16 protein-coding genes are annotated in these 17,607 nt (G+C 54.9%); 11 read left to right on the top strand and 5 right to left on the bottom strand.

What is annotated here, in order from left to right; all coding sequences use genetic code 11:
* Positions 1-304: 304 nt before the first annotated feature.
* A complete protein-coding gene (locus ACRESJ_RS20585) occupies positions 305-1,609 on the bottom strand; it encodes an OprD family porin (protein ID WP_431759548.1) in 1,305 nt (434 codons plus the stop codon).
* A 485-nt stretch (positions 1,610-2,094) separates the two neighbouring features.
* Between ACRESJ_RS20585 and ACRESJ_RS20580 the strand changes: the two genes are divergently transcribed.
* From ACRESJ_RS20580 to ACRESJ_RS20545, 8 genes are all read left to right on the top strand, one after another.
* Positions 2,095-2,388, top strand: coding sequence for a hypothetical protein (locus ACRESJ_RS20580; RefSeq protein WP_431759537.1), 294 nt, complete (start codon positions 2,095-2,097; stop codon positions 2,386-2,388).
* Between the two features lie 1,080 nt (positions 2,389-3,468).
* The gene (locus ACRESJ_RS20575) at positions 3,469-3,753 is read left to right on the top strand and encodes a hypothetical protein (protein ID WP_431759536.1); all 285 of its coding nucleotides are present in this window, start codon (positions 3,469-3,471) and stop codon (positions 3,751-3,753) included.
* A gap of 526 nt (positions 3,754-4,279) precedes the next feature.
* Positions 4,280-4,927 (top strand): hypothetical protein, encoded by a 648-nt coding sequence (locus ACRESJ_RS20570; RefSeq protein ID WP_431759535.1) that lies wholly within the window; start codon positions 4,280-4,282, stop codon positions 4,925-4,927.
* Entirely contained in the window at positions 4,908-6,770 is a 1,863-nt protein-coding gene (locus tag ACRESJ_RS20565; RefSeq protein ID WP_431759534.1) for a DNA-binding domain-containing protein, read from the top strand. Before ACRESJ_RS20570 ends, ACRESJ_RS20565 begins: the two co-directional genes overlap by 20 nt.
* A complete protein-coding gene (locus ACRESJ_RS20560; protein ID WP_431759533.1) occupies positions 6,754-7,722 on the top strand; it encodes a TniB family NTP-binding protein in 969 nt (322 codons plus the stop codon). The genes ACRESJ_RS20565 and ACRESJ_RS20560 overlap by 17 nt, the downstream gene beginning before the upstream one ends.
* Complete coding sequence (locus tag ACRESJ_RS20555) at positions 7,719-9,368, top strand: TniQ family protein (RefSeq protein ID WP_431759532.1); 1,650 nt, start codon at positions 7,719-7,721, stop codon at positions 9,366-9,368. Before ACRESJ_RS20560 ends, ACRESJ_RS20555 begins: the two co-directional genes overlap by 4 nt.
* Positions 9,369-9,442: 74 nt before the next feature.
* On the top strand, positions 9,443-9,724 hold the full coding sequence (locus ACRESJ_RS20550; RefSeq protein WP_431759531.1) for a hypothetical protein: 282 nt from the start codon (positions 9,443-9,445) through the stop codon (positions 9,722-9,724).
* Between the two features lie 500 nt (positions 9,725-10,224).
* Entirely contained in the window at positions 10,225-10,413 is a 189-nt protein-coding gene (locus ACRESJ_RS20545; RefSeq protein WP_431759530.1) for an AbrB/MazE/SpoVT family DNA-binding domain-containing protein, read from the top strand.
* Between the two features lie 55 nt (positions 10,414-10,468).
* Here ACRESJ_RS20545 and ACRESJ_RS20540 read toward each other — a convergent pair whose 3' ends face one another.
* Positions 10,469-10,792 carry a hypothetical protein gene (locus ACRESJ_RS20540; protein ID WP_431759529.1) on the bottom strand — a complete coding sequence of 108 codons (324 nt, stop codon included), beginning with the start codon at positions 10,790-10,792 and terminating at the stop codon, positions 10,469-10,471.
* Between the two features lie 385 nt (positions 10,793-11,177).
* Here ACRESJ_RS20540 and ACRESJ_RS20535 point away from each other — a divergent pair, with 385 nt between their 5' ends.
* From ACRESJ_RS20535 to ACRESJ_RS20525, 3 genes are all read left to right on the top strand, one after another.
* Positions 11,178-11,591 (top strand): hypothetical protein, encoded by a 414-nt coding sequence (locus tag ACRESJ_RS20535; protein ID WP_431759528.1) that lies wholly within the window; start codon positions 11,178-11,180, stop codon positions 11,589-11,591.
* A gap of 78 nt (positions 11,592-11,669) precedes the next feature.
* On the top strand, positions 11,670-12,800 hold the full coding sequence (locus ACRESJ_RS20530) for a nitrilase-related carbon-nitrogen hydrolase (protein ID WP_431759527.1): 1,131 nt from the start codon (positions 11,670-11,672) through the stop codon (positions 12,798-12,800).
* 3 nt (positions 12,801-12,803) lie between these two features.
* Positions 12,804-13,844, top strand: coding sequence for an AraC family transcriptional regulator (locus tag ACRESJ_RS20525; protein WP_431759526.1), 1,041 nt, complete (start codon positions 12,804-12,806; stop codon positions 13,842-13,844).
* A 306-nt stretch (positions 13,845-14,150) separates the two neighbouring features.
* On the opposite strand, the gene ACRESJ_RS20520 is transcribed toward ACRESJ_RS20525, so the two are convergent.
* The 3 genes from ACRESJ_RS20520 to ACRESJ_RS20510 all read right to left on the bottom strand — a co-directional run bounded on the left by ACRESJ_RS20520 (position 14,151) and on the right by ACRESJ_RS20510 (position 17,551).
* Complete coding sequence (locus ACRESJ_RS20520) at positions 14,151-14,972, bottom strand: DUF2242 domain-containing protein (protein WP_431759525.1); 822 nt, start codon at positions 14,970-14,972, stop codon at positions 14,151-14,153.
* A 201-nt stretch (positions 14,973-15,173) separates the two neighbouring features.
* Positions 15,174-17,045: a SurA N-terminal domain-containing protein gene (locus tag ACRESJ_RS20515; protein ID WP_431759524.1), complete on the bottom strand. Its 1,872-nt coding sequence runs from the start codon at positions 17,043-17,045 to the stop codon at positions 15,174-15,176.
* Between the two features lie 233 nt (positions 17,046-17,278).
* The gene (locus tag ACRESJ_RS20510) at positions 17,279-17,551 is read right to left on the bottom strand and encodes an HU family DNA-binding protein (protein ID WP_431759523.1); all 273 of its coding nucleotides are present in this window, start codon (positions 17,549-17,551) and stop codon (positions 17,279-17,281) included.
* Between the last annotated feature and the right edge of the window lie 56 nt (positions 17,552-17,607).

The following is a 17,607-nucleotide window of genomic DNA, read 5'->3' as shown; positions in this document are numbered from 1 at the left end:
ATTCAAGACCCGGCACATACAGTGCCTTCACAATAGGAGAAATGCAACGACGTTCTATTTTTACAGATCGTCGGTGTCAAATTGAAAACAATCTCGACCATTTCCAAGATTTCCTGAGCCTCAATCGAATCCAACGACCGAGTTTTGATGCCCTTTAAAATGGTAATCGGGAGTTTGAGTGCGCTGATGGCTAAACGGTGCCGAAAAGCACCGCTGGGCCGAAATAGGGATGATGGCGATCGGCATGCAACCTTAAGCGACTGTCGTATGCCTTGCCCTTGAAGAAGTCTTTACGAAGCGTGAGTTAGAACAGCGGCAATGTGTAATTGACGATCAGGCGGTTCTGATCACCGTTGCGCGTCGCCTCGCTGCGCGACATTCCATTGCGCCAGGTGAAGCCAAGATTTTTGAAGCTACCGCTTTGGATCACGTAATCCAGAGATATGTCGCGCTCCCACTCCGACTGTTCCACGCCACTCGATGTCTGGATGTGATCACCCTTGAGGTACATCACAGCAGCCTTGAGTCCGGGTACACCGAGAGGGGCGAAGTCATAAGCGTATTGCGCAAAACCAGTCCGCTCACCTGCACGTGTGAAGTTGAGCAGCATCTTATCCGTCAATAAATAAAGACTGCTGCCACCAGCGCCCTTATCGATCGAGCCCTGATTGATCTGCACGAAATTGCTGTCATCGGATACGTCTTGATAACCCACGGTCAGCGCATGCCCGCCGAAGCGATAGGTGAAGGCGGCGCTCCATAGGTTATTGTCGATCTCGCCGTTGCCATCCGCCGTGTATCCACTCGCCACATACCCCTGACCTCGACCGGAGGCAGTGCCATTGGCACCATCGGAACGGGTTCTGAAATACCTGAGATCGGTAGTCAGAGAGCCCTCATCGCCCAGGCTCCAGTTGTGGTTGAGTCCCAAGAAATGTTGCGTGTAGTAATCCTCCAACTGCCCCCCGTAATACTGAAGCAACAAGGAGCGGTTAACGCGGTAGTCGACACCACCAAAGTAAAAACGGTCACTTTCCTGGGTTCCACCATTTACCGCCAACCCTGTACGATCGGTTGAGGCTCGTCCCGTCGCGCGATTCAGCGCACCACCAAGAAACGTGAAGTCATCCAGCGCCTTGGACTGCAGCTGCGCACCTTCGAGCGTTTGCGGCAACAATCGACCATCAGACGCAACCAGCACCGGTATCTTTGGCATCAACTGACCAAATCGCAGTTCGGTCTGGTTTAGCTTCACCTTTGCGGTCGCCCCGAAGTCACTCCACTCGCTTGCCGCACCGTCGCCATCGGAAGGAATCATCGTACTACCAATATGTCGACCTTTTCCGCTGTCCAGGGTGACGCCCAACATACCCATTGCGTCGACACCTACCCCTATCAGCCCAGGCGTATAGCCAGAGCGGTAATTGAGTATGAAACCCTGAGCCCACTCCTCAGTTTTTGAAGGGTTGGCTGCACCATCGCGATTGTCGCTGTTGAAGTACAAATTGCGCATCGACAGATCCGCATGGCTGTCCTTCAAAAACTCTGCTTGAGCAACTGTCCCTGCAAGCCCACAACTGACGACTGTGGCAATGCGATAGATAGAGATAATTTTCAAACAAACGCTCCCCGCGAGCGCCCATTTGCGGACGCCCGTTTTTCATTGTTATGGAAAAAATTTGCGAGTCAGCCCTTTAAATAGGGCCGCCATTGCGCTCAACCGTGCGCTAGGTCGGAACCCTGGATAGACCTTCAACGAGACGATCCTGAGCACGAGGGCATGGCGGAAGCAGCGAAGCGTCGCCGGTAAGGATCCCGAAATCAGTGAGCACCAAAGGGAGGCGGGGTGCGCGCCATTGAAGACTAAGCATGCTAAAAACTCCGATTTTATTATTTTTGAAACGCCATTTCTTTTTATAGATACGCAGAAAACGATATGCCCCGTCAACCCCCTAAATTTCTCTCTGATACTCCATCTCATGAGAAAAATAGAGTCGCCTTTCGTCGCATTATGATTTATTTTGAAACGACGTTGCATTAAAACAACAAAACAATCTCCGGGCCCGGATGCCCGACTCCCAGCCAGGAGCAAATATGAGCTTCTTTGCCGCCCCGCCGATCCTTGAAACGACCGTATTTACTCGACTACCGGATCATTTCCGAAATGCTCGACCCACTACTTGGGCGAATGCCAATCGCCAAGGGCGCGCAATCGACTCATTTTTGGAAGGCCTAACCGTGTTGGATCAGTACGCTGGCGCTCGCATGCCTATTCATGTGATTTGGCCGAAGACGCGCTACCTCCAGCCTAAACTGCGCACGGTCATTGATGAGCTTCTGCGGATGACAGAAACGCAGGCAGAGCTATTCACCCCTTGGTCGCACTGAGTACACCTTGGTTGGTTAGCTGCGGTTGGACGCTTGCCCTAATGGGGAAACGTGGAGAGCGAATTTTTTCATCACGTCAAACGTCCGCTTCTGGCCGATTCTTTTGAAAAAGTCGGATTTTCAGTTGGCCTGACCTCAGGCACGACCTCCATCAGAGAACCTACTCTGTTGGCGCTGATGCGATTTTGACCCGGGTGCTGATATTGACTGCCCCATATGGAGCCTCTGAAATCCCGCGCGAGGCCATCGTTTGCTGTGTATTCGGGTGGGTCAATGAATTCCGGCAACCTGGGCCAAAATAGCATCAGCGCCAACACCTTCAAGCCGAACCCAATCTTTCGGTAAAAAAGCTCAATATATATCGGACTTACCACCGACTTTATTAGGTAATAACATATCTGCAATATATAACGATAAGCTCTAAGGCTCGTAGGAATGGTTGATTCGTAACCTTCAGGAAAACAACCATCCTCCTCGCTTATACGGGAGTGCCTGGAATGAACACGGTCCATGGGTTTCATCTTTGTGTTCACTCGATCCTTGTTGAGGGCGTGATCACTTGCGACACGCAATTGCTGCGCTTCACCCCCGCAGACCTTTCTGTGGCAATTCATGCTGCTTCTGGAAATGGAATGGGTCGGGAGTTGGCGTTCCGTTTAGTGAACTCTCCATCTTTGCTACGGGCTTTCCTCACTTCGAGCATCAGCGAAAGGCATTTTGGCAAGCGCGGCCCCAGCTACATCGTGGACACCGGGCAGGACATTAGGAGAATCGGCCGACCGCTGGAACGTCACGGTGTGGATGTGCAATTCCACAACTCAATGCATTGCCTGCAGAAGTGTCATGTGGAAAAGATTTTCAGAGGCATTCATCGATCTGTAGTAGACGAGCTAATGACAAGCAATACGGACCGGCCTGTGACGATTTCTTCGACTTTGGCTTCGCTACGTAGGCTACTCACATGCTGGTTGCAGTTCGATCACAATCGCAACTCGTTACATCAGCCCGCCGCCAAGACATTCAATCGTCAAGTAAGTCCGCTCTCCCCTCGGAACCGGAACCGGAACCGAGACTGGCCTAATGACCTTCATCTCCAAGATCGTAAGCGCGCCCATCGGCAGAACGATCCGCAGCGAGGCAGGTGTTCGAAAGATGATCATCACATCCGGTGAAATGAAACTCAAAGACGGACTGGCACGGAGATCCCTTCCACGGCGCCACCAAAAATTCATCATAGACTTTCCATCGCTGAAAAATGGCCGCTCGATGGAGCGAGACGCGGTGCTGGAGTCCGCCTACTGCATCTGGTTGGAACACGACCCTCAGGTCGTGAAGCACTACACACCGGGAGACGGATATGAGTAATAGGACGGCAAAGGTGGTACTTGCTGCGCCGTCTATGGGCCTCAGCAGCAATTGGGATACGGTGTCATATGGTTCGTACATCGGGCGGCAATGATGGTAACGACTTCAAGTCATGTCGATGACAGTCGCGCTCACCCTGATCCTGTTGAACAAGAACACCTACCCGTCCCGGCCATTGATGGCACATGAAGTTCGAAACGAGCATGGTGATGAGCAGCACCTGAAGAGTGTGCACATTACCTGGCACCCAGAAATGGTCGGCGTACTGGAGCTGACTCTACTCGATCGCATCACGGCACGCCCAAGGGATGTGCTGCAGGACACAATTGCGACGACTGCTCCTTTATCAATCGAGAGCATGAGTAGGCCCTCTTATTTAAGGAGTCCTCACATGAGTTTAGATAGGTCTTCTGTCATGGAAACACGCCATGACCCGCGACGTCGGGACGCAACACCCCATTAGCCGGGACCTGTCGTGCGCGGTTGTACGAGACGCGAGGGCAGCCACTCCCGATGGAGGTACGCGATGGACCACCAAACAGCGCTGCACAGGCCAGCCGTCAATGCCGCCTTCGGCAAGCACCTGTTGTTCTTCCCTTCTCGCAAAATCCATGGACAAGTCGTGTGCCACAGTACGCTTGAGGCTGACTACTGTATCCATCTGGAGTACGACCCGGCGGTCGTCCGATATTGCAGCCAACCCGGAGAGCTGGAGTTGCGTATTGATGGGCAGTTGCATCGCTACCATCCCGACTTTCTGGTGGAGACATTGGAGGAGCATTACTACACCGAGGTCAAAGTCGACTTCTCGCAAGTGTCCACACTTTGGAAGGCTAAGCTGCGCGCCGCCCAGCACCTGCTGAGCGAAACCAATAGCTACCTGGCACGGGCCGACCTCGCCAGCATCCGCCCGCCGTCGCGCTTGAGAAATCTGAAATTTTTGTATTTCCACTCCTTTAACGTGAGCGCCGATGAGTATGGCGGCTGCCTGCGGCTTTTACCGACCCTGTCCTACCCGGTGACCCTGCGGGAGCTGCTCGCCCACCCCTCCGAGGTACGCGAACGGGCGTTCTACAAGGCGTTATTTGATCGGCATTTGAGTTTTGATCTGAACCAACGCTTGACCATCAACACGTCCATTATGGGAGGCGGTCATGCACATCAGCGAACCTAAAGTCGGCGCGCAATACAAACTCGACGGCCAGGTCTACGAGATCATCAGCATTAACGATGGATGCATCGCCATGTGCTCGTTGATTCACAAGTACCGGCGCTTTCTCGATCACAACTTGTTCGCCACCTTGGAACAACGCGGCCAGTTGGTACTGCATCAACGTGCGGCTATCGACACCAGTCCGGCGGCGCAGTTGGCGTCCCTGACCGGTGCCCAGCGGAGCAGGTTTCAGCTCCGCCTGGCCTACGTCCAGGCGAACTTGCAGCAACTGGGTGGCAGGCTACCGCGCATCGCAGCGAAGGCCATGATTCGCCAAGTCGCGGCGAAAATTGGCGATAACCACCCACCGGGCGTCACCACCTTATGGAAGTGGAAACAACGCTACCTGAGCAGCAACCACAACCCGCTGGCGCTGCTTAGGAAGCCGTTGCGCGCGCGCCGAAATCGGATGGCCGAAACCACCGAGGAGCTCATTCGGCATTACATCAAGACGGTGTACCTCCGGCGTGAGCGGCCGTCGCTTATGCATGCGTACAAACTGCTCCGAGGGCACATTGCCAAGGAAAACCAAGAGCGCCATCACTACGATGCGACGTCCATCAGCATGCCGTCATACGCTACCTTCCGACGCCGGGTGTTGTGCATGGACCGCTACTATGTCGCGCATGAGCGTGAAGGGGCCAAGGCCGCCAAACGGCTGAACAAGTTCAGCGGCCACCTGTACGTTGACGAAGATCCCTATGCCTGCACCCTGTTCGACAGCCAGGAGATGGACGTAATACTGGCGGACTCCGCCGGTGACCCGGCTGGTCGCCCCATTTTGTCCGCGCATCTTGTCCCCGCCGATCGGGAGTGTTCAGGCTGGGATATTGCCTTCGGAGCACCCTGCGCGGAGAAGATGATGCGCGCCACCATCCGCGCCATCATCAAAAACGGCAAAATGGCCGGAATCGGCACGGATCGTGGTTCGGAAGTTTTCAACACCTGGGCCATTACTACGTTCGAGTCGTTGGGCATCGACCCCGATTACATGCCCGTCGGTGATCCCGACGCCAAAGCCATGATGGAGCGTTTTTTCGGCACGGTGAACACGGGCTTTTGTCACAACCTCCCGGGCACCACCAAAAGCTCACCACGCGAGCGCGGTGACTACCCATCGAAATTGCGCGCCTGCCTGACCTTGGAGCAATTTCGTAACGCCTTTGCCCAATGGCTGGACATTTACCATGCCACTTGGCACGACGAACTGCATACCTGCCCTGCGGAGAAAAAGGCGCAGCTTAGCGCCCTCGCCCCGCCGGCCGAGCGGTACAGCGAAGAGGAGTTAAACCAGCGATGCCTGAGCGTCTGGCGGCTGAGGATCGACGGCGGCCGTGTGAAGAAGTCGCATTTGATCTGGTTCGGCCCTGGACTGCCCGAAGTTCGCCAACGGCTCGCGCCCAAGCAGCAAGCCATTGTTTATTTCAACCCCTGTGACCTGGGGACCGTTTGGGTCGCGCACCCAAATACACCGCAGGATTGGCACCCAGCCATCGCAACCCGGCCTGACTACCAGAATGGCCTGTCCCTCAGCGAGCATGAACTCGTGGTGGAACAACTCAAGGCAGAAAAGCGCCGGTTCGATGGGGATATTGCATGCATCAAGCTGTACGCGCTCAACGAATACATCGAAGCCTGCAAACACGAAAACAAGGGTAAAGCGGCTGCCAAGCATTCCAAAGGCCGCCCCGCACGCATAGCGCCGGAAGACAGCTCAGTGCTGCCCGGGCCGGAGTCTTTAGACAGCAGCGACTTCTCGACCTATTCACTCAGATCAGGAGACGATGATGATTCCGAACAATGAGATGAAGCTCAGGCGGTTCAAGGGCTTCACGGTGATCCATTCGTTGTACAGCGAGGCGCTGGACACACTCCACCGTTCGATCGAGGCCACGCGCATCCTGGGCGCAGACAGTGGGGGAGTATTACTGGGCCGTTCAGGCACGGGCAAAACTCGCCTATGTAGCCACCTCATGTCAGAGTTCCCTGCTGCCAGCAGCATCAAGCTAGACGACGGTATCCACGAAATAAAGCCAGTCATTTACTGCCGCGTGCCTCGGGACGCAACGGTCAAAGCCCTCACGACCCGGTTGCTGAGGGAATTCGGCGTGTTCCCCCCGCGGCAATCACAAGAAGCCTTGGAATATCAACTCTTTAAAGTGCTGGAATGTTGCCAAACCGAACTTCTCGTGCTTGATGAGTGGCCGCACCTGTTTCGAAGCGGTTCGGATACTGCCATCAATAACGCAGCGAATTTCGTAAAGATCCTGACCGATGTATTCAAACAAGCAGTCCTACTGATCGGAGACCCCGATTGTGAAGCAATCATCAACGAGCGCTCTGCTTTATCGGATCGCTTTCCCTACCGTGCACGCCTACGACCGTTCTCATTGGCTACCCCGGAAGGCTGGAATGAGTACACGCGCGTACTTCGTGCCTTTGCCACTGAGCTCAAAACCACAATGGGCTTCAAAGATATACCCGCGGTGACCGATGAAAAAATGGTTCTTGCGTTCTACCTGCAGACGGAGGGGAATTTTAGAGCCTTGGCAAACACATTGTGTGCGGCGTTGGCGAATGCGCTGCAACGCGACGATCGCCTATTGCTGCTTTCGGACTTTGTCATCGCCGCCAAGCAGGTGAAAACGTCGAAACTGATCACCTTAAATCCCTTCGAGATGTCCACCAGCGCCTTAAAAAAAAGCCTCGCCGACGCCGCGAAGCGGAAGGAGAACGAGAAGGAGAATGCACGATGAACAAGCTCGTCTTTTTCCCCCTACCCAAACCTCGGGAAAGCGTCATTTCTCTGCTATTTCGCTGCGCAACCGGCAATGGATTTCAGACGCTGCGCGTTTTCTCTGCGTGGACACATCTCAAGCTGCGCAATTTCGTCAATCCCCAATGTAAAGACTCCTCCGTCTGCAACTTGCTCAGCAATCACTCTTTACTCGAACCAGATGAGAAGGCGGACCTTCTAAACAGCTTCCACCACCCCGTTCTGTATGGAATGCGCACCCATGTCGAAATTGCTGGAGTCGCCTTTCCCCAGGCAGTACTGAGAGACCGCTTGGCACTGTGTCCCGGGTGCGCCCGTGATGGGTTCCTAGACCGTCTGCATGCCTTTCGTTTTTCTGACACTTGTCCGGTACACGGCGAACGGTATCTCGAGCACTGCCCCCAATGCAGGGAACCAATCGACTGGCTTCGGTTACACGACTATCACTGTCCATGCACATTTGACCTACGGCAAGCTCCTTTGAACTTGTCGAGCAAACGCTCGAGCGAGTTACTCAGCCGCGCTTTGGACGAAGGAAACCAGGAGTTTTTCCAGTTGTTGTTGGCCAGTATTCAAGCTGTGCGTTTCGGCCGCGCCCCCGAATCTTGTTCACAACTCATCGCGAGCTGCGTCAATATTGCGACCGGCAATAAGGCAGCTTTTTTTCTTGAAATGGAAAAGTTGCAGGGGCAACTCCCGAGTCTGCACCGGCGGGCGCTTTTGGCGCCTTTTCTCTTGAGTCCGAACCCCACGTTGAGCAGGTTCGCTCAAGAGTACTTCTACAATGCCTGCCAATCCAAACCCTACAGCCATGCCGCAAACTGCCGCTGCGGAGAATTGAGATTCAGCGCCCGCGAGCTCAACTTCATTTTCACCTCGCCGGAACGAGCCGCGTTGCTGCGAAGTGATCACCGTTGCATTCGCTCCCCACATCTGGATCCCACCGTGAGGCAACGAGCCTACCATTGTCCCGACCTCTGCAGTTCTTTATATACATTCCCGCATATCCAGTGGGAAGCGGTGGATGAGCCACCAGTACCACAACTCGAATTTGAGTTAATGAGCCACCAGAACGCTGCGGAAATTCTTCAAACCACACCCCAAACCATTCGACGCCTTATTAGTACCGGGCTATTGAAAGGCTTCAAGTTCAACACTCCCGTCGGGCTCGCTACTACATTAGAATCAATCAAAGCCTTTAATGACAAGTACGTTTTGAGAGAGGAAATTGCGAGAAGAAGCGGATTAAAAAACTCTAAAAAGTTGCGTAAACTGCTTTACGGCCTAGTACCAATTGTTGTACGTACAACACTCTATGCCCACGGTTTGTTGGTATATCAACGCAAGCACCTTTCGGAAGAGCTACGCAGCCTCTTGGATAGGCAAGCGGTTTCAATCATCAAAGCAACGGGAGATTTCGGTGACCATGTGACTTTTGGGGAGGCGGCGAGACAACTAAACGTCGACGTCAAGGACGTGAGAGCCCTTCGTAACTTGGGAATATTGGAGATTGTAGTTGTAGCGCCGAAGCAAATACGAAATAGCGCAGGCAGGCCATATTGCACACCAAAAGCCTCAGGGAGGCAATTGCTTGGCGTACAGGATATGTCTCCGTTCAGGAATTGAAGGCAGCAACTGGATGCGATACCCATTTGATACACTCGCAATTCCTCAAGACCGGTTTTGTTCCAAGCGTATCGTTGTACAACACTTACGTTACTGTCGATGCTGCCAAAATTATCGACAGACACTTTAAGAAGTACACCACACTGAGCCTGCTTTCCTCAACGAAGCACGTATCGGTAACCGCCATCTCAGAACTACTGGAGCTTGGGAAAATCAAGCCATTGGCCGCCGACCACCCAGACTATATTAGCGGCGTAGCCGTGGTCGAAAGAGAAGAGGCAGAGAATGCGATCGCTAACTACATACGCGAACGACCTGTCAGGCTTTACCCGACCTACAGTTCTGGTGTCCGTTAGACGTTTGTTTCTTAAGAAAGCTAAACAGTTAACTCAGTGGGTTAACTGTCCCATTATGCAGCGTGCTTCCCTGCTGGCCGATGGAGAGATTTGCTGCAGGCCAGACAGAGCTGCTACTTTTTCAACAGAACCAGCCGACAGCGCTCCGTGGCCACGAGGCCTCTACTACTAGTCGTAATGATAGCTATATGCGGTACTGCGTTGGCCAGCGATTCGGTTGATGGAGACTCTACGCTGAAAGCTTGCTCAGGTTGTGTATTGGGGGGAGCGATGAAAATTACCGGAAGGGTCAAACTAGAGGTCGTCACTGACGTCCTTTGTGATGTTTTCCGATGCTCCACTCGCGTGCAGTTACGCGGCGATGGTTTTCGCTGGCCTGTGCTATGCGGTGTTTACGACATTACTTTTCGTACAGAGAATAGACAGGAGCACGCTTCAACCAGCGAAGACACTGCGAGCATAATGAATCATCCCGCCAAGACCAAAATGTGAGCAACGTCATGACCGAAACCCAACGCTGGACAGTGAAATGCCAAGATCCTGAGGATGGAAGTGGCGATGTCATTGTCGACTTGCCGCCTGACCTACTCGCCAGATTAGGACTAAGCATCGACGACGTCCTGACCATTGAAGTGATCGACGGCGCGATAGTTCTGACGCCGAAGTCGAGCAACTCAGCTCCAGTCTGAATCGAACTGACGCACTTTGCCTAATCTTCAAACGGGCATACGCGAACGGCACATCTCAGCAGCAACAATTAAGCCAAATTGCCGTCGGCGAAGGCCCACTATGTAGGGTCGGGTTCCGTACTTGCTGACAGACAGCAATCGGGCGAGGCTGGATATCGCGCTTCTGCGCGAAATCCACATCTGCTGACATGCCGATAAATTTCAAATTTAACGTAGACGCGCACACTTCAATTTTGGCGAAGCGCCCAGCCCCGCCGTCCAGTATGTCGTTGCCGTTGTTACCGTTCAGAGTATCGTTGCCGCCCAGGCCATTAAGGTTGTCGCTGAGCGAGGTTCCGGTCAAAACATTGGCGCCGTCATCACCATTTATAGTAGCCATGTCCGACAACCTCTATTTTCGGTGGGAGTTTGACGGTTAATACTAGTGGGTCGCCAATTCTTGGCCTCATCCATATGAATGAATGGATGGCTCTTTGAGCGGAAATTGCCACTACACATTGGATCCATGTGAATCCACTCATTCGCGAGCTGGACCGGCGGCCTAATGCCGCCAGGGCGAGTGCCCGGGGCAACACAAAAAAAATGGCGGGCCTGAGGCCGCCCGTCTACGCCAGGAGTACCGCCGTAGCGACTGATCCTCCTGGTTGAAAGAACTGATGGATTTTAACTGCGCGTGATGTGGGTCACGGATGGCCATACGGAATGTTTTCGTATTGCTACTTGCGCCTAGTGAGTAACCTCCTCCACGCCGCGCGGAGTCGCCGTTGGGTAAAGGCTATGAGGTGTGCAACATCGAGGGCCACAGCCAAGTCCCGACCAGAATGAACGGCTGGGACATTCCGGGAGCGGCCAGCACGTCTGGACAGCCCCCAATGCAGGGTCAATGGGGTGATATACATGAGCTTTCGAAATGCATGGCTCGAGCTATTCGGAGAAGCAACTCCTGGCCGCCAGACCGCACGGATAAAGTGGAAGAAGGCAGATCAGCTGGAGATTCGAGGTCTGTTTTTCGAGAGGATTTAAGGGCAGAGGAAATAGAGACCGGCCAGATCATTATTAGATTTGCTTTCTCGACTCTAAGCCTCCTAATCGTCAATCCACTCAATCTTGCACTTTCGCGTAAAAATTCAGCTTTAAGTGAGAAAAAAATTCAAAAAAAAAAGGAAAATGCCCACTAAGGCATTGATTCCTTTTATCCTCGGTCCAAATCCTAGTGAAATTCCATGACCCTGCACACGGCCGTTGACTGTTTCCCCATGCGCAAACTTCTGTACCTGACTTTCTCCATGGCGCTGATCGCCGCCCTGACAACCTACGCCATGTGGGCTGCGGACCGTCCGGTGGGTCACTACCTCTCGGACCTGCGGATCGATCTCGCCGTGGATCAAGGCCAACCCTCCGATCGCGGTAACCTGTTGGGCATCCAGCCCGAGCTGTACCCCACCGACTATCAAAGTCCCGAATGTTTGCACCGAAAACTCGCGGCCTACCTGCACAAAGCGCAGGAGCAAGGTCTGTTGAACGAAAAGACCATCGTCGTGCTGCCGGAACATATCGGCACCTGGTTGATGGTCAGCGGCGAAAAAGATGAGTTGTACCAGGCCTCCACGCTCAAGGAGGCCATGAACTGGCTGGCCGTCAGCAATCCGTTGAAGTTCGTCCGGGCGCTGATCAGCGCCGAGGGCGGAAGCCGTGTGAACGACGCGCATTTGCGCATGAAAGCCAAAGCCATGGCCAAGGACTACCAGGCGTTGTTTGGCGGGCTGGCGAGAGAGTTCGATGTCACTCTGGTTGCTGGCTCCATCGTGCTCCCCGAGCCAAGCATCATCGACGGCACACTGAAAATCGGTCGTGGAGCGCTGTACAACAGCAGCGTGGTATTCGGTCGTGATGGTTTGCCAATCGGCCAGCCGCAGCGCCAGATGCATCCGGTCTTTGGACAGCAGGACGCAATCAAGGCCAATGGCGAACAGACACTCAACGTCATCGACACCCCCGCTGGACGCCTGGGCGTGCTGATCGGCAGCGACAGTTGGTACCCGGACAACTATCGAAAGCTCAATGCCCTGCAGGCACAGCTCGTCGCAGTGCCCGCTTTCGTCGTCGGTCGTGGCATCTGGGATCAACCGTGGCGCGGCTACAAGGAATCGTCGACACCGGGCTCGGTCGGTCTCAAGGCCGAAGAGCTCAGCGAAGGTCAGGCCTGGCATCGACTGACTCTGACCACCCAAGCCCCCGCCAGCCAGGCCATCGCCGGCATGAGTGTGTTTCTACGTGGCCAGTTCTGGGATCAACCCAGCGCCGGCCAAAGTTTTCTCAGCAGCAACGGCCAGCATTTCGCTGACGGCGACGCCCGTGGTGCGCGCTTGCTGAACCTTTGGTTGTAAGCCATGAAACCATTGCCAATGCGTCTTGGCGATTTGTCGGTGGGCTTTGTTCACAGCCTGGCCGATGCCGTGCGCAGCCATGGTGCGGACCCGCAGCCGTTGCTCGAACAGTACGGCCTGGATACCGCTCGACTGAGCGAAGCGGGTGCGCGTCTTTCGATCCCGCGTTACATGCGCCTGGGGCATGGTGCCATCCAGTTGACCGAGAACCCTGCGCTCGGCTTGCGCATGGGTCAGCTCAGCCGCCTGAGCCAGGCTGGTTTGGCCGGAGTCACCGCTGCCCAGGCACCGACGGTGCGCGAGGCGGCACGCTGCCTGATTCGGTTCGAAGCGCTGTATGGCTCCAACTATCGCGGGCAATCGAGCTTTCATGAAGATGCCCAGGGCGCATGGCTGCGCTTCTATTCCATCAGCCCTTACAACAGCTACAACCGCTTCGTGGTGGACTCGATCGTCGCTGGCTGGTTGCATCAGTTGTCCAGCCTCAGCCCTGCCCCGCTACACGCCGAACGCATCGAGATCGAGTTCGAAGAGCCCGACTATCGCGCTGCGTACGACGACTTGGGTGACTGTCCGATCCAGTTTGGCAGCGAACACAATCAGCTGCGCTTGAGCCTGAGCAGCCTCGCCCTGCGCAATCCCGAGCATTGCCCGAGCACCTGGCGTCATCTGATCAAGTTGTGTGAGCGGGAACTGGAGCAACTGACTCGTACCCGCAGCCTGCGTGAACGCATCACTCAGTTGCTGGGGCCATTGCTCAATGGCGGTCGGGAACCCGACCTCGAAGAAGTGGCGGCACGCCTGAAGCTGCCCACCTGGACACTGCGCCGCAAGCTCGCGGAGGAAGGCACGCAATTTCGTGCGATTCTCAATGACACACGTCGCGACCTGGCCATGACTTACATTCGCGATACCGAACTGGCATTCGGAGAAATCGCCTACCTGCTGGGCTTTGCCTCAGCCGAAGCGTTTCAACGCGCGTTCAAACGCTGGACCGGCCAGACGCCCGGCGAGTTTCGCCGCAGCCATCGCCAATCCGCCTAGCTTAAAGCTCGGTGGCGTCTTCAGCGGGCTCCAGTGGATCCAGCTCAAATGCCTGATACTCAAGCAGCTCTTCTTGATAATCGTCCATTTCCAACTCCCCCACAGCTCATTGAAAAAACGCTTGATTCATTGACCCGCGACTTGAGCTTAAAGTGCCCGCGTGAAAGAAAAATGACGCGGGCACGACACTCCGTCGCTACTGAATAAAACGTAGCAGGCCGTGAGGAATTTATCTTCGGTTTTTTTGATTCAGGCCGCAGAACAGCGGCCTGGCTTGATGCGGATCAATTTCGAGGCGTTTAACCATTACTGCCCGGTGACTGGCATCGCCTGAATCGGCTCTCCCGGCGGTGGCAAGTCACTCGGGTTGGCGGGCGGCGTGATGGTTTCCGTGACAGGCGCCGCTTCCGTACTCGGAGCAGTGGTAATCCGAGCCGCCTCAGGGGGCGGTGTCACCGGCTCAGAGGCGGCAGGAGCCGCTTCTGTCACCGGCGAGGGCGCTGTCGCCGCTTCCGGGGCCAATGTCGCCGGTGCTGCCTTGGGCTCCGGTACACCGAGGTCAGTTTTCGGCTTTTCGGTAATATGCGCCTTTTCCTTCGCCTCCTTGGGAAGGAACAACTCGACCAATGCGAAGAAACGCTCGTAGAACTTGGCGGATGTCACGGTCTCGCTCGCGACCTTTACCATCGAGTCGTCCGACGAACCGATCGGCATCGACACCGAACCCAGCACGCCTACACCGAGGCTGGCGGAGTTGTTGGTTTTCTTCAGCGCATACTTGTCCTGCAGGGCATTGGCGAACACGGTGGCGTGATGCTCGGTGCTACCGTCTTCGGCACAGACCACACTGAAACTGATTTCCATGTGGTTTTCGCCAGTCTGCTGGAAGCTCTTGTGCCCACTAACAAGTTTCGGATCGCTGCTGGTGATGATGTAGCCCTGACTGAGCAAAGCCCGACGTGCGGCCTCACAGGATGCGGAGTCCGTCACCGGATAGTTGCGGGAAAACGTTCCGGAGTCGTCGAAGTTCTCATGCTCATAGATGGCGGCTTTCTTCGACGAACAACCGGCAGCAGCGGCCAGCAGCAACGCCAGCCCGACAACCCGCATGGGAATTGAATTAAACATTGAACATCCTGAGAGAAACGGTTCGGGGCGTATTGTGCTACAGATCGATGCTTAGCGGAGCAACGATTGTGTCTTATAACAGTTACAGGTGTGTTGACTCCGATATTTGGCAAAAGTCCCGTGCGCCTGTCGGCTAAGCCAAAACAAAGAACCCCGACCTTTCGGCCGGGGTTCTTGTGTAGCTTGAAACTCAGTCAGGCATCAGTAGCGCTTGACGTCGGCCTGGCTTTCCAGCTGCTTGCGGTAAGCGGCGAAGTCTTGCTGACCTACGCGGGACGCGAGGAAGCGACGGTACTGGGCCTTCTCTTCTTCGGTTGGCGCTGCGGCTTCATTCACGCCATTGAGACGCACGATCACCAGGCTTCCATCGGCCAGGGTCACGCTGCTGAATGTCGGCTTGTCCTTGCCGGTTGGCTTGGGCATGCGGAACAGCGCTTGCAGCACAGTAGGGTCTATACCTTCCTGAGCGCGGGTCGCCGCTTGCGTCACTTTCCAATTCTGACCGTCAATTGCCTTGTCCAGCGGCGTCTTGCCATCGCGCAGATTGGTAATCAACTCTTCAGCCTTGGTCTTGGCAGCAGCACTGGCGTGCTCCTTGGCCAATTGTCCACGAATGGCGGCAGACACACTTTCCAGCGGCAATTGCGAAGGCTTGAGGTGCTCTTTGGCACGCAGCACGATCACAGTCTCCGGATCGAGTTCGATGGCGGTGCTGTTGGCACCCTCATCCAGCACTTCCGGACTGAACGCAGCGGTGATCACGGCACGGTTGGCCGCAACACCCTCGCCACCTTCACGACCGAACGGTGCGGAAGTGTGGACGGTCAGCTTCAAGTCCTGCGCAGGCTGGGCCAGATCGGAAGATTCGAAAGTGGAGTCTTCCAATTGCTTGGTCGCCTCGACGAATCGTTGCTCGACTTGCTGGGTTTTCAGATCGCGGGTCAGCTTGCCTTTCAGGCTGGCGAATGTCGGCACCTCAGGTGCTTCCACGCCCAACAACTTGATCAGGTGAAAACCGAAATCGGTACGAACCGGCTCGGAAACCTGATCCTTGGCCAACGAATACAACGCTTTTTCGAACGCTGGATCGTAGACACCCGGACCGGCATAACCCAGGTCACCGCCATTGTTCGCCGAACCGGGATCCTGCGAGAACTCCTTGGCCAAAGCCTCGAACTTCTCGCCCTTGTTCAGGCGAGCCTGGATGTCGTCAATCTTGGCCTTGGCCTGCGCTTCGGTCGTCTTGTCGTTCACTTCGATCAGAATATGCGCAGCCCGACGTTGCTCGGACAAGTTCGCGATTTCTTTCTGATACGCCGCTTGCAGGTCCTCGTCCTTGACGCTGACCTGATCAAAGAAGGAAGCCTTCTTCAATTCCAGGTAATCGATGACCACCTGATCCGGCGTCATGAATTCTTTGGCGTGTTCGTCGTAATAGGCTTTGACTTCATCGTCAGTCAGCTTCACTGCTGCCGGGTCGGCCTTGATGTTCAGGGAAGCGAAATCGCGGGTCTGTTTCTCCAGACGGGCGAAGGCCAGCACCTGTGCATCGGTAACAAAACCGCTACCCGCCAGACCGGCGCGCAGCTGGCCGATCAGCATTTCCTGAGCCAGCATCTGGCGGAACTGCATACGGCTGTAGCCAAGTTGACGAATCACCTGGTCGAAACGCTCAGGACTGAACTTGCCATCCACCTGAAATTCAGGGGTTTGCAGGATGACCTGGTCCAGAGCCGCTTCGGAGAATGCGAATTTGGAGTTTTCTGCGCCTTGCAGCAGCAGTTTGCGATCGATCAGGCCTTTGAGGGCTGATTCGCGCAGCATTTTTTCGTCGAGCAAGGAAGCATCGAAATCCTTGCCCAGCTGTTGCATGAGTTGACGGCGTTGCATATCGACCGCCTGACTCAGCTCGTTCTGGCTAATTTCTTCGCCATTGACCTTCGCCGCGTCATTTTTGTGCGTCGTAGCCTGAAAAATGGCGTCGAAACCAGTCAAAGCCATCAGTACAACGATGAGCCCGATAATGGTCTTGGCAATCCAGCCTTGTGAATTGTCCCTGATATTCTGCAGCATGCGTCCCCCATAAACGGTTGAACTTCAAAATTAGGCAACCGTGGAGCGTGGGTAGAATCCGGATAGAAGAAAGGCGCATCCGAGGATGCGCCTTCTCGTAACTGGCGGAGCGGACCGATGGCTCGAACTTGCGAGCCTCGGCGTCTCGGACCGGCGACCCGCCGACTGGACTACCGCTCCGCTGCCAGGTCAGGCATGACCCCGACCCGGATAGGCAAAAACCTGAATCGAACTTAGTTGACAGCTTCTTTCAGTGCTTTACCGGCTTTGAAACCTGGTTTTTTGGCTGCTGCGATTTCCAGCGTCTTACCGGTCTGTGGGTTACGACCAACGCGAGCCGGGCGATCAGTTACGGAGAAAGTGCCGAAACCAACCAGAACAACGGAGTCACCAGCCTTGAGAGCGTCAGTGACGGACGAAATTACAGCGTCCAGCGCACGGCCAGCAGCAGCTTTCGGGATATCAGCGGATGCAGCGATAGCATCAATCAGTTCCGACTTGTTCACTCTAAGTCCCCTTATATCTATTTGAGTATGATTCTAAGTTTTTTTGGTGAAAGCAA

Origin of the sequence: Pseudomonas sp., from assembly GCF_050739655.1 — a bacterium.
Taxonomy (GTDB): domain Bacteria; phylum Pseudomonadota; class Gammaproteobacteria; order Pseudomonadales; family Pseudomonadaceae; genus Aquipseudomonas.
This window is presented reverse-complemented; position numbering and strand designations above follow the sequence as displayed.